This window comes from Candidatus Dormiibacter sp. (genome assembly GCF_050999135.1).
GTDB lineage: Bacteria > Chloroflexota > Dormibacteria > Dormibacterales > Dormibacteraceae > Dormiibacter > Dormiibacter spiritus.
On the sequence record NZ_JBPCPN010000050.1, the window covers coordinates 1 to 11,728 of the forward strand.

Here is an 11,728-nt window from a genome sequence, read left to right on the forward strand (position 1 = left end):
AGCGACGACGGATCCCTCTTGCGTGAGCTCGTCCTCGACCCGAGTCGCAGCTACCAGCCCTCGACCAGCCCTAAAGTGGTCGCCAATCAATTGAGACAGCGGTCCACTGTCTCCTGAGACATGACAATGGCGGAGGGAGAGGGATTCGAACCCCCGGTGGCGTTGCCGCCACGACTGTTTTCAAGACAGTTGCCATCAACCGGACTCGGCCATCCCTCCGGTGTCAGGCGAGCATACAAAGAGGGCCGGCGCCCGACGCCAGCCCTCCTCGACTGCCTTGGCAACCGCCGTCAGTGCGCCTGAGGTGGAGCCACCTCGCCGCGCCAGCCGCCATTGGCGCTGCCGCCTCCTTCCATCAGCTTCTTGAAGCGCTCGAGATCACCCTTGACCTGCCGGTCCAGGAAGCCGAGCTTCTCGCCCACCTGCTCCTTCAGTCCCTCCGGCTCGACGTCCATCGCGAGGGAGACCTCGCAGCGCGCGTCGTCCAGGCGATGGAAGTCAACCACGCCGGCGTTCGTGCGGCCAGTGGTGTTACGCCAGGCGATGCGGGTGTCGGGCACCTGCTCGGTGATCTCCGCATCCCACTCCAGCTTCTGACCAGCGACCTCGGCCTTCCAGTGCAGGCGCTTGTCGTCCAGCTGGGTGACCGACTCCACGCCTTCCATGAACGAAGGAAAGCCCTCGAACTGCGTCCATTGGTTGTAGACCTCCCGGACCGGCGCGGGGATCTCGAGGGTTTGCTGAACTCGTGACATGAAGTACTCCTTTCGCTTGAAACCTAAGTATCTCGACAAATGAGCATTATAAGGATCCCCGCAGGCAGTCCAGGCCGAGAAGATACGGGCGCAGCGCATCCGGCACGGTGACCGAACCGTCAGGCTGCTGGTAGGTCTCCAGCACGCAGTCAAGGGTCCGGGTCAGGGCGAGCGCACTGCCGTTCAGCGTGTGCAGGTAGCGGGGTGGCTCGCCGGGGCCTGGGCGGTAACGCAGGTTGGCGCGCCGGGCCTGGAAGTCGCTGAACACCGAGCAGGAAGACACCTCCAGGTAACGACCGAGCCCGGGCGCCCAGGCTTCCAGGTCGTACTTCTTGTACTGCCCGAAGCCCATGTCGCCAGTGCACATGCTGAGCACCCGGTAATGCAGGCCCAGCCGTCGCAGCACCTCCTCGGCCTGCCCAGTCAGCTCTTCCAACGCGGCGAGCGAGGCGTCCGGCTCGACCAGCTTGACCAGCTCCACCTTCGAAAACTGGTGGAGGCGGATGTAGCCCCGTGTGTCCTTGCCGGCCGAGCCGGCCTCAGAGCGGAAGCAGGGCGAGTAGGCGACGTAGTTGAGCGGCAGCTGCGCTGCGTCCAGCATCTCCTCCCGGTGCAGGTTGGTGACAGGTACCTCGGCGGTTGGGATGAGCCAGAGATCCCTGCCCACCACCTTGAACGCGTCAGCGCCGAACTTGGGCAGCTGCCCGGTGCCGACCATGGCGGCGGTGTTCACCAGGAACGGCGCCAACACCTCGGTGTAGCCGTGCTCGCGCGTGTGCAGATCGAGCATGAACTGCACCATCGCCCGCTCCAGCCGCGCGCCCTCGCCCTTCAGGAAGGCGAAGCGCGAACCCGCCACTCGGGCGGCCCGCTCGAAGTCCATGATGCCCAGCGCTTCACCGATGTCGTAGTGCGTGCGGGGCGTGAATTCGAAGCGGGGCTGCGTCCCCCACTCCCTTACGACAACGTTGTCGTCGGCAGTCTCCCCGATCGGCACGCTCTCGTGGAACACGTTGGGGATCTGGAGCAGCAGCTCATCCCGCTGTCGCGCCAGCTCCTCAGCCTGCGCCATGAGCGCCTTCGCCTGCGCGGACAGCTCTCGCATCCTCGGCAGGAGCGTTTGGTCGCGGCTGCTGCCGAACTGCTTGGAGACCGCGTTCTGCTCCGCCCGGCTCGTTTCGGCTGCAGCCGTCATCTCGCGCCAGCGCCGATCCACCTCCAGCAGCTGGTCCACCGGCGCGTCCTCACCCTTGAGCGCCGCCGCCCGCCGGACCTGATCGGGATGGGCCCGGATGAACTCCATCGCCAGCATGCGGGCTACTGCTCCTTCTTCAGCTGTGGGAAGAGGATGACGTCGCGGATGGCCGCCTGCCCCGTCAGCAGCATCACCAGGCGGTCGATCCCTACCCCGAGCCCCCCGCTCGGCGGCATGCCATACTCGAGCGCGCGGACGAAATCCTCATCGAAGGGGTGCGCCTCTTCGAAGCCTGCCGACTTCTGAGCCAGCTGATCCTCGAAGCGCTGGCGCTGGTCGATGGGGTCGGTCAGCTCCGTGAAGGCGTTGGCGTACTCGCGGCCGCCGATGATGAGCTCCGACCGCTCCACGAACCGGGGATCGTCCTCCCGGCGGCGGGCCAGCGGCGAGGTCTCCACCGGATAGTCGGTGACAAAGGTGGGCTGCACGATCCCTGGCTCCACCAGCTCCTCATACGCCCCCGCCAGTTCGAGTCCGGTGAGCCGGCGCCCTGTCTGCTCGGCAACGAGGTCGACCATGCTCCGGCGCTGAAAGGGAGGTCGGAGATCGATCCGCTCACCCTCGTACTCCGGCTCCAGCTCGGTTCCCGCTGCCTCGGCGGCCGCTGTGAAGATTCGCTCGGTCAGGTCCAACATGCCGCTCAGATCGGTGAACGCGTGGTAGCACTCGAGCGTGGTGAACTCCGGGCTGTGCGTTCTGTCGATGCCCTCGTTGCGAAAGTTGCGGCCGATCTCATAGACCCGCTCCAGGCCGCCGACTATCAGCCGCTTCAGCGGAAGCTCCAGTGCAATGCGGAGGTAGAGGTCATGCTGGAGTGCGTTGTGGTGGGTGCTGAACGGCCTGGCGTGACCGCCACCAGGAATTTCCTGCAGGGTGGGCGTCTCCACCTCGATGTATCCGTCAGCGTCCAGCAGCCGGCGAACTGCGCTGATGATCCGGGAGCGCTTCAGGAAGACCTCTCGTGACTCGGCGTTCACTATCAGGTCCACGTAGCGCTGCCGGTAGCGCGTCTCCACATCCTTCAGGCCGTGCCATTTCTCGGGCAGCGGCCGCAGGGACTTGGCAAGCAGCCGGAATGAGTCCAGCCAAACGCTCGGCTCGCCGCGCCGGGTCTTTCGCGCCGGCCCGCTGGCGCCGACGATGTCGCCTCGATCCAGATCCGCAAAGCCGGCGTAGGCAGCCTCGCCCACGACGTCGCGCTGCGCCACCAGCTGGATTTGTCCGCTCCGGTCCTGCAGCGGAGCGAAGGTCATACCGCCCGACCCCCGCTTGGCGAGCAGACGGCCCGCCACCGTCACCCGCTCCACCTGGCCCTCCGCCTCCACGCGGCTGCGCACCTGAGCCGCTGTGTGATCGCGAGAGAAGCGGGGCGGGTACGGCTCCACCCCCGCCTGGCGAAGCGCCGACAGCTTCTCCAATCGATCTCGCATCTCGCCGGACGCGTCGAAGTGGTCGGGGGGCGAATCCATGGACGGATTCAGGGTAGGGAAGCTGCCCTATCGCCTAGCTGAGATTCACCTAACTGACTCTCAAGATCTTGCCCGAGCTGATGCCGCCGGGCGAAGACCAGGTGACCTCGTCGCCAGCACGCCTGCCCAGCAGGGCTCTGCCCAGCGGGCTCTCATTGGAGATCCGGCCGCCCAGGGGATCGGCTTCCGCCGCGCCCACGATGGAGTAGGTCTCGCTGCCTTCGGCCGAGAGGACTTCAACCTGGGTGCCGACGGTGACCACACCGGTCTCTCGCGGCGCCTCCTCGATCAGCACAGCGCTCTGGAGCAGGCCCTCCAGCGTCTGGATGCGGCCCTCGACCAGCCCCTGCTCATTCTTCGCCTCGATGTATTCGGCGTTCTCGGCTATCTCGCCGAAATCGCGCGCCTGCCGGATGCGGTCAGCTACCTCAACCCGGCGCACAGTCACCAGGTGCTTCAGCTCCGCCTCGAGCTGGCGCAAACCTTCAACGGTGAGCAGTACTGGCTTGCCCTCCATCAGCGAGCCGCCGATTCTACTGCCGGCGCCAGGAAACGTGCCGCTCAAGAAGGAGGATGGCTCGCGGCCCACTGTTGCAGTTCGCCCACCTCTGCCTCGAGGGCTGTGACACGACCTGTCGTGTCCAGGCCGCGCAGCTCCAGCGAACGCTCGGCTCCCCAGGGTGGCTGGTGCCTGCCCTCTCGCACCGCCGCGGCCACCTGCTGATGCGCTTCCCGGAAGGCGACACCCCGGCCGACGAGCTGCTCAGCGGTATCAGTGGCGTAGAGGCCGGGATCGCCCAACCCCTGCGCCAAGCGCTCCGAGTCGAAGGCCAGGTTCACCACCAGCAGCCGCGCCGCCTCCAGGCAGTCGAGGGCGTTCTCGACGGCCGGAAAGAGGGCTATCTTGTCCTCCTGCAGGTCACGGTCGTACGCCAGCGGCAGGCCCTTCAGGACAAGAAGGAGGCTCATGAGCGAGCCTATCGCCCTGCCGCTCCGACCTCGGATCAGCTCAGCGATGTCGGGGTTCTTCTTCTGGGGCATGAGGCTGGAACCTGTCGCCACCCGATCGGCGAGCTGGATGAAACCGAACTCGGCGCTGGCCCAGAGCACGAAGTCCTCGCCCAACCGGCTCAGGTGGATGGCGATGGAGGCGCAGGCGTAGATCAGATCCAGGGCAAAGTCGCGGTCCGCCACCGCATCCACAGTGTTGGCTGTCAAACCAGAGAAGCCGAGCTCGTCCGCAACGTGCTGGCGCAGGAGCGGCAGGGTGCTGCCGGCCAGCGCGCCCGAGCCCAGCGGCAGTAGATCTGCGAACGCATAGGCATGGCGCACCCGCTCCGCGTCTCGCAGCAGCGGCTCGGCGTGAGCCAGCAGATGCCAGCCCACAGTGATCGGCTGCGCCCGCTGGAGATGCGTGTAGCCAGGCATTGCCGTGGCGGCGTGACGGCGGGCCTGCTCCCCCAGGGCGGAGATCAGGGCCGCCAGGGCCGTGACCAGCGCCCCGGAGGCGGCCCGACAGTAGAGCCGCAGATCCAGCGCCACCTGGTCGTTGCGGGAGCGGCCGGCGTGGAGGCGCGCGCCGGCGTCCGGCGCCAGCTCGGTGAGCCGCCGCTCCACGGCTGTGTGAATGTCCTCGTCCGACTCCTGGAAGTCAAACGTACCGCCAGCGATCTCCTCTCCCACCCGTTTCAGGCCCTTCTCGACGCTCCGCAGCTGACCCTTCGTCAGGAGCCCCGCCGCCTGGAGCCCGCGGGCGTGGGCGATCGAGCCGGCTATGTCGTGTGGCGCCAGCTCGACATCGATCTCCAGAGAGCTGGAGAAGCCCTCCAGCTCAGGCAGCAGCCCCTCGTGGAAGCGGCCGCTGTAGAGCTTGCCCTTGGCGGAGGTTGGCATCAATCTCTAGGGAGTGAGCCGCTTCAGGTCGGCCGGCAGCAGCTTCTCGAGATCCAGGCTGGAGAGCTTGCCCTGAACCTCAGAGGCAGTGCGCACACCCATGCCGAACAGCTTGATGAAGCCGGCGGCGGCCCCCTGGTCGAACTCGTCGCCGCGGCCGTAGGTCGCCAGTTCCATGCGGTAGAGCTGCTCCGGCGCCTTCCGGCCCGCGACGCTGGCGTGGCCCTTGTAGAGCTTCAGCCGCACCTCACCGGAGACGTGCCGCTGCGTGTGGGCGACGAAGGCGTAGAGCGCCTCGCGCAGCGGGCTGAACCAGAGACCGTCGTAGACCATCTGCGCCCACTGCTGGCCAACAACGTCCTTGAACCGGGCGACGTCCTTCGGCAGCGTGATGTCCTCCAGCGCCTGGTGGGCCTGGAGCAAGAGCATCGCCGCCGGCGCCTCGTAGATCTCGCGCGACTTGATGCCCACCAGCCGGTTCTCCAGGTGGTCGATCCTGCCCACGCCGTGCTCACCGCCTATGCGGTTCAGGGTCTCGACCAGCTCCACAGCGTTGGTCGGCATACCGTCCAGCGCGATCGGCAGGCCGTCTTGGAAGGACAGCTCGACGTAGGCGGGTTCGTCAGGAGCCTTGGCCGGGTCCACCGTCCACTCGTAGACCTCGGCCGGAGGCTCGGCCCAGGGATCCTCCAGGACGCCGGCCTCGATCGAGCGTCCCCAGAGGTTGGCGTCGACCGAGTAGGGCGACTCGACCGAGGCGGGCACCGGGATGCCGTGCTGGCGCGCGTACTCGATCTCATCGTCGCGGTTCATCCCCCACTCCCTGACCGGGGCCACCACCCTGAGCTCGGGCGCCAGCGCGGCCGTCGCGATGTCGAAGCGCACCTGATCGTTACCCTTGCCGGTGCAGCCGTGAGCGATGCCCTGCGCACCCTCGCGGCGGGCGATCTGGACCAGCATGGCCGCGATGAGCGGCCTGCCCAGCGCGGTGGCCAGCGGATACTCCTTCTCATAGAGGGCCCCTGTCTGCAGGGAGGGCCAGACGAAGTCGCGCAGGAACGGCACCTTGCCGTCGACCACGTAGGCTGCCACCGCGCCGACCAGCAGCGCCCGCTGCTGGATGGCATCGAGATCCCTGTTCTCGCCCAGGTCGATGGTCAGGGCCACCACTTCGTAGCCCTGGTCCTTGAGCCAGCGGATGGCGACCGAAGTGTCGAGTCCGCCCGAGTAGGCAAGGACCAGCTTTTCACCCGATTCAGGCAACTCAGACCCCCAGAAACGAGCAGAGCCGCGGATAGGCGTCGGCGCGGGTCAGCACGACGATGATCGTGTCGTCCCCGGCCAGGGTGCCGGCGATCTCGTCCAGCGCCGATTCGTCGATGGTCCGCGCGACCAGACTGGCAGTGCCGGGCGGCGTGCGGATCACAGCGAGAAACTCCACCTGGGTGGCCGAGAGCACCAGCTCGCCCGCAGCCGAGACGGGCACAGCAGTGCGATAGCCGTCAGAAGTGCGCACCAGCCCCAGCTCCTGGATATCCCGCGAGACGGTCGCCTGGGTGGCGTGGATGCCAAGCTGGGCCAGCTCCTGGGAGAGCTCCTGCTGGGTGTGCAGGGAGCGGCGGCGGACCAGCCGCAGGATCGCCCGCCGCCGCTCTTCCTTGCTCTTGGTCGGCGCCGCCATGCTCGTCACCGGCTCAGATCCGCCTGGGCAGCCCGGACGCGCTCGACAGCTTGCTCGATCTGGTCGGCGGTGATGACGAGCGGCGGCACCAACCGCAAGGTGTGGTCGTCGGTCGCGTTGACTATCACACCGTGCTTCAGGCTCTGGAGCTGCAGGTCGCGAGCGACGGGCTCCTGGAAGACCACCGCCTGCATGAGCCCTCGGCCCCGTACTTCGCTGACCCCGGCGAGACCTGCCAGCTCCGACTGGAGCAGCTCGCCGAGCTCCAGGGACTGCTCAACAAGGCTCTGCTCCTCGATCGTCTTGAGGACCGCCAGCCCCGCCGCGCAGGCGAGCGGGTTGCCGCCGAAAGTCGAGCCGTGATCACCTGCCTCGAGCACGTCGGCCCGCGGCGCCGCCAGGCAGGCGCCGATCGGCACCCCCCCGCCCAGCCCCTTGGCCAGCGTCATCACGTCAGGTGCTATGCCCTCGTGCTGATGTGCGAACCAGTTGCCTGTCCGGCCGAGGCCGGTTTGCACCTCGTCCAGGATCAAGAGGAGGTTCTGTTCGTCGCACCACTCCCGCACCTGCTTCAGGAAGCCCGCGGGCGGCACCACCACTCCCGACTCGCCCAGGATCGGCTCCAGCAGTACAGCCGCAGTGCGCTCACCGGTCATCCGCTTCAGCGCCCCAATGTCGCCGTAGGGGATGTGGCAGAAGCCTTCGGGCAGAGGCGCGAACGGCTCCTTGTACTTGGCCGTGCCGCCGGCCGTGACGGTGGCCAGAGTCCGGCCGTGGAAGGCGCCCTCGGCGGCGATGATCTCGTTAGCGCCGCCGCGGTTCAGGCTGCCCCACTTGCGCGCCAGCTTGATGGCGCACTCATTCGCCTCGGCGCCGCTGTTGCAGAAGAAGACCCGGCTCGGAAAGGCCAGCTCGACCAGCCGCTGCGCCAGCTGCACCTGGGGTTCGGTGTAGTAGAGGTTGGAGGCGTGGATCAGGCGCTGAGCCTGCTCAGCGACAGCCTGGGCGACGGCTGGATGGGCGTGGCCCAAGACGTTGACGGCCAGCCCTCCCACCAGGTCCAGGTACTCGCGACCGTCGCTGTCCACCGCCACCGCCCCCTTACCTGAGGCCAGCGTGATGGGCAACCGCTTGAAGGTGCCCATCAGATAGCGGTGTTCGAGCTCGGCCAGGTTTTCTGCGCTCACGGTGTCACCATCGTGCCGATGCCGCCCTCGGTGAAGAGCTCAAGCAGGAGCGAGTGCGGCAGGCGACCGTCGATGATGTGGGCCAGCGGCACCGCCTCGAGTGAGCGCAGGCAGGCCTGCAGCTTGGGGATCATGCCGCCCGTGACCTCACCCCGGGTGAGCATCCGTTCGGCGCTGGCACGCTTGATCTCGCTCCTGACCTGACCCTCGCCATCGAGGATGCCGGTGACGTCGGTCATCAGGATCAGCTTTGCCGCGCGCAGGGCAACAGCTATCTCGGCCGCCACGGTGTCAGCGTTGATGTTGTAGGAGTTGCCGTCGTAGCCGAGTCCGATGGAGGCGATGATCGGCACGTAGCCGCGGTCGATCAGGGCCGTGATCGGCTCGGGGTTAACCTGGGTCACCTTGCCCACGAAACCCAAGGCAGGATCGAGTTCGCTCGCGATGATGCTGGGCCCGTCCTCGCCTGACATGCCCACCGCCTGCCCGCCCAGCCGGTTGAGGCGTGCCACCAAATCAGGATTGACCTTGCCGGTCAGCACCATCTTGACTACTTCCATGGTCTGCTCGTCGGTGACGCGCAGCCCGTTGCGAAACTCAGAAGTGAGGCCAAGCCGGCCCGACAGGGCGGAGATCTCCGGACCGCCGCCGTGGACCAGGACCGGCAGCATGCCCACATAGCGCAGCAGCACTATGTCCAGCAGCGTCTCCTCCTTGCGCTGCTCGATCGCGTTGCCGCCCACTTTGACGACGACTATCCGATTGTGGAAGCGCTTGATGTAAGGCAGGGCCTCGACCAGCACCTGGGCCCGAGCCTGCACGTCGAGGGTCACGGCCTCCTCCTCTGTCATGTCGTGTAGTCCGCGTTGATGTGCACGTACTCAGCGGAGAGGTCGCAGCCCCAGGCCTCGGCTTCACCGCTGCCCAGTCCGAGCTCCGCGTGGATCTCGATCTCCGCCCCCTCGAAGGCCCGCCGGACGGCACTTAGATCCACGTCCAGCCCTGCTCCCAGGCTGAAGATGGGCAGCCCGGCGATCTCCAGCCGGAGCCTGTCGAGGGCCAGCTCAGCACCGCTGTAGCCCAGCGCGCAGAGGATCCGGCCCCAGTTGGGGTCGCCGCCGTGAACAGCTGTCTTGACCAGGCTGGAGGACGCGACTGTGCGCGCCGCCAGCCGCGCCTGCTCTGAGTCGGCGGCGCCTGTCACTCGCACGGTGATGAGCTTGGTGGCGCCTTCGCCGTCCTGAGCTATCGAGCGAGCGAGCTCTCGGGCGACAGCCACTATCGCCCCCTCCAACAGCTCAGCTTCGGGCGTCGCCGGCTCTACCGGCTCGTTGCCCGCGGCGGCGTTGGCCAGGATGAGGAAGGTGTCGTTGGTCGAAGAGTCTCCGTCCACTGTCACCTGGTTGAAGCTGCGGTCGGCGACTCGCTTGGTGATCGCCTTGAGCCAGCCCGGGGCCACCGCGGCGTCGGTGGATATGAACGCAAGCATGGTCGCCAGGTTGGGATGGATCATGCCCGAGCCCTTGGCCATGCCGCCCACCCGCACAGTCACGCCAGCCATTTCCAGCTCCACAGCATGGGTCTTGGGCCGAGTGTCGGTGGTCATGATGGCGCGAGCGGCGAGCTCGCCCTGGTCTCTGCCCAGGCGGTTGCACGCATGGGCGATGCCTCGCTTCACCGCGTCCATGGGCAGGTTCCGGCCTATCACACCGGTGGTACCTACCAGGACCTGGTTGGGATCCAGGTCAAGCCGGTCAGCTGTCTGTTTGGCCATCTGAAGGGCGTCCTTGAAGCCCTGCGCTCCCGTGCAGGCGTTGGCGTTTCCCGAGCACACCACCAGGGCCTGGACCCGGTTGTTGGCCAGGTGAAGCTGGTCGATGATGACCGAGGCGCTCTTCACCCGGTTGGTGGTGAAGACGCCGCCGGCGTCGCAGGCTGATTCGCTGTAGAGGACAGTCAGGTCCTCCCGCTGCTCGTCCCCGAGAGCGCTGGCTCCTGCGGTGAAGGCCTTGACCCCGCAGACCGCCACACCTGCCTGCCAGCCCCGCGGCGCTGTGAGGCCGCCCTCGATGTGCCGGATGGGGGCGGTCACGGCCACTGCGCGGCCAGCCGCAGGCCTTCCCCCCGCTCGAAGGCGAAGGCCAGGTTGAAGCACTCGACCGCCTGGCCCGCGGCCCCCTTCAAGAGGTTGTCGATGGCAGCAGTCACGACTGCCTTCGGTCCCTGCTGAGAGACGTTGATGAGGCAGCGGTTGGTGTGCGCGGCAAGTTTGGTGGCAGCCGGCTCCCGCAGCACCTGGGTGAACGGCTGGCCGGCGTAGAAGTCGAAATACACCTTCTCCAGCTCATCGCGCGGGCTCATGAGGTCGAAGTAGCAGGTGGTGAGGATGCCCCGCACCATGGGGATCAGGTGGGGCACGAAGGTCAGCTGCGGCGGCTTGGCCGGCGCCAGTGAGCACAGCTCCTGCGTCAGCTCGGCCAGGTGCCGGTGGCCGCTGACCGCATATGCGTGAACTGAGTCGCTCACCTCCGAAAAGTGAGTGCCGAGACCGACGCTGCGGCCGGCGCCCGAGACTCCAGACTTGGCGTCGACCACCACATCGGGGCCCGCCAGGCCAGCCTTCACAGCAGGCGCCAGGGCGAGAATGGAGGCGGTCGAGTAGCAGCCGGGGACGGCTATCAATCGCGCCTGGGGCAATTCCGCGGCATGAAGTTCGGGCAGCCCGAACACCGCCTGGGCCAGCACTCCAGGGCTGGGGTGGTCCTGCCCATACCAGCGCGGATACTGATTGGCGTCCTTGAGCCGAAAGTCGGCGCTGAGGTCGATGACGCGCACCCCGCGGGTCAGCCACTCGGCGGCCAGACCGGCGCCGACGTTGTGGGGCAGGCAGCTGAAGATGACGTCGACCTGCTCGGGCTCCGGTGCGGCCAGAAATTCGCCTTTCCGCTCCAACAGAGGAAAGACCGATTGGTAAGGCCGGCCGGCGAACGAGCGCGAGGTGAGCTGGGCCAGCTCGACGCCCGGATGTAGTTCGAGGAGGTTGACCAGCGTCATTCCCGCATAGCCGTTGGCCCCGGCGACGGCTGCTCGAACCCTCCTCATACCTGCATAAACATACAAGGTGACGCATCTTTATGCAGGTCTGGCGCTTGCGCTGCTTGCCGGAATGAAGGTCGGGCGGCGCCGGTTCCATGGCCATGGCAAGAGCAACTTGGAACGGTGCAGTCCTGGCGGAGAGCGATTCGACAGTCGTCGTGGAGGGGAACCACTACTTTCCCCCGGATTCGGTCACTGAAGGGGTACTTCAGCCTTCCGAGGCGCACAGTACCTGTCCCTGGAAGGGCGAAGCGAGCTATTACAACGTTCTCGCCAAGGGCGAGACCAACACCGACGCGGCCTGGTACTACCCCGCACCGAAGGCCGCCGCCCAGCAGATCAAGGACCACGTGGCCTTCTGGAAGGGAGTTGAGGTAGAGGGCTAGACCACG

General features: G+C 67.0%; 12 protein-coding genes and 1 tRNA gene. 1 reads left to right on the plus strand and 12 read right to left on the minus strand.

All coding sequences use genetic code 11. The features are described 5' to 3' along the window. Nucleotides 1-127 precede the first annotated feature (127 nt). From ACR2MZ_RS12170 to argC, 12 genes are all read right to left on the minus strand, one after another. A tRNA-Ser gene (locus tag ACR2MZ_RS12170) sits at nt 128-219 on the minus strand. 71 nt (nt 220-290) lie between these two features. Further along, nucleotides 291-755 (minus strand): SRPBCC family protein, encoded by a 465-nt coding sequence (locus tag ACR2MZ_RS12175; RefSeq protein WP_434005305.1) that lies wholly within the window; start codon nt 753-755, stop codon nt 291-293. Between the two features lie 46 nt (nt 756-801). After that, nucleotides 802-2,067 carry a serine--tRNA ligase gene (gene serS / locus ACR2MZ_RS12180; RefSeq protein WP_434005306.1) on the minus strand — a complete coding sequence of 422 codons (1,266 nt, stop codon included), beginning with the start codon at nt 2,065-2,067 and terminating at the stop codon, nt 802-804. Nucleotides 2,068-2,072: 5 nt separating this feature from the next. Beyond that, nucleotides 2,073-3,479 (minus strand): lysine--tRNA ligase, encoded by a 1,407-nt coding sequence (locus ACR2MZ_RS12185; protein WP_434005307.1) that lies wholly within the window; start codon nt 3,477-3,479, stop codon nt 2,073-2,075. A 49-nt stretch (nt 3,480-3,528) separates the two neighbouring features. Next, nucleotides 3,529-3,996, minus strand: a complete 468-nt coding sequence (greA, locus tag ACR2MZ_RS12190) for a transcription elongation factor GreA (RefSeq protein WP_434005371.1) — start codon at nt 3,994-3,996, stop codon at nt 3,529-3,531. A 44-nt stretch (nt 3,997-4,040) separates the two neighbouring features. Continuing rightward, nucleotides 4,041-5,372, minus strand: a complete 1,332-nt coding sequence (gene argH, locus ACR2MZ_RS12195; protein ID WP_434005308.1) for an argininosuccinate lyase — start codon at nt 5,370-5,372, stop codon at nt 4,041-4,043. A gap of 6 nt (nt 5,373-5,378) precedes the next feature. Beyond that, the gene (locus tag ACR2MZ_RS12200) at nt 5,379-6,635 is read right to left on the minus strand and encodes an argininosuccinate synthase (RefSeq protein ID WP_434005309.1); all 1,257 of its coding nucleotides are present in this window, start codon (nt 6,633-6,635) and stop codon (nt 5,379-5,381) included. Nucleotide 6,636: 1 nt separating this feature from the next. Next, nucleotides 6,637-7,053, minus strand: coding sequence for an arginine repressor (locus tag ACR2MZ_RS12205; RefSeq protein WP_434005310.1), 417 nt, complete (start codon nt 7,051-7,053; stop codon nt 6,637-6,639). A 5-nt stretch (nt 7,054-7,058) separates the two neighbouring features. Beyond that, nucleotides 7,059-8,240, minus strand: a complete 1,182-nt coding sequence (locus ACR2MZ_RS12210; RefSeq protein ID WP_434005311.1) for an acetylornithine transaminase — start codon at nt 8,238-8,240, stop codon at nt 7,059-7,061. Beyond that, the gene (argB, locus tag ACR2MZ_RS12215) at nt 8,237-9,091 is read right to left on the minus strand and encodes an acetylglutamate kinase (protein ID WP_434005312.1); all 855 of its coding nucleotides are present in this window, start codon (nt 9,089-9,091) and stop codon (nt 8,237-8,239) included. Before argB ends, ACR2MZ_RS12210 begins: the two co-directional genes overlap by 4 nt. Continuing rightward, nucleotides 9,088-10,338 carry a bifunctional glutamate N-acetyltransferase/amino-acid acetyltransferase ArgJ gene (gene argJ / locus ACR2MZ_RS12220; protein ID WP_434005313.1) on the minus strand — a complete coding sequence of 417 codons (1,251 nt, stop codon included), beginning with the start codon at nt 10,336-10,338 and terminating at the stop codon, nt 9,088-9,090. The genes argB and argJ overlap by 4 nt, the downstream gene beginning before the upstream one ends. Beyond that, entirely contained in the window at nt 10,329-11,342 is a 1,014-nt protein-coding gene (gene argC / locus ACR2MZ_RS12225; RefSeq protein WP_434005314.1) for an N-acetyl-gamma-glutamyl-phosphate reductase, read from the minus strand. Before argC ends, argJ begins: the two co-directional genes overlap by 10 nt. Before the next feature lie 95 nt (nt 11,343-11,437). On the opposite strand from argC, the gene ACR2MZ_RS12230 reads away from it, so the two are divergent. Continuing rightward, the gene (locus ACR2MZ_RS12230) at nt 11,438-11,722 is read left to right on the plus strand and encodes a DUF427 domain-containing protein (RefSeq protein ID WP_434005315.1); all 285 of its coding nucleotides are present in this window, start codon (nt 11,438-11,440) and stop codon (nt 11,720-11,722) included. Nucleotides 11,723-11,728: the final 6 nt, after the last annotated feature.

Bases quoted from the DNA above. Each gene is read 5' to 3' on its own strand.
- argC (WP_434005314.1), bottom strand. From the start codon at position 11,342: ATGAGGAGGGTTCGAGCAGCCGTCGCCGGGGCCAACGGCTATGCGGGA.
- serS (WP_434005306.1), bottom strand. From the start codon at position 2,067: ATGCTGGCGATGGAGTTCATCCGGGCCCATCCCGATCAGGTCCGGCGG.
- ACR2MZ_RS12185 (WP_434005307.1), bottom strand. From the start codon at position 3,479: ATGGATTCGCCCCCCGACCACTTCGACGCGTCCGGCGAGATGCGAGAT.
- argB (WP_434005312.1), bottom strand. From the start codon at position 9,091: ATGACAGAGGAGGAGGCCGTGACCCTCGACGTGCAGGCTCGGGCCCAG.
- greA (WP_434005371.1), bottom strand. From the start codon at position 3,996: ATGGAGGGCAAGCCAGTACTGCTCACCGTTGAAGGTTTGCGCCAGCTC.
- ACR2MZ_RS12205 (WP_434005310.1), bottom strand. From the start codon at position 7,053: ATGGCGGCGCCGACCAAGAGCAAGGAAGAGCGGCGGCGGGCGATCCTG.
- argH (WP_434005308.1), bottom strand. From the start codon at position 5,372: ATGCCAACCTCCGCCAAGGGCAAGCTCTACAGCGGCCGCTTCCACGAG.
- ACR2MZ_RS12175 (WP_434005305.1), bottom strand. From the start codon at position 755: ATGTCACGAGTTCAGCAAACCCTCGAGATCCCCGCGCCGGTCCGGGAG.
- ACR2MZ_RS12230 (WP_434005315.1), top strand. From the start codon at position 11,438: ATGGCAAGAGCAACTTGGAACGGTGCAGTCCTGGCGGAGAGCGATTCG.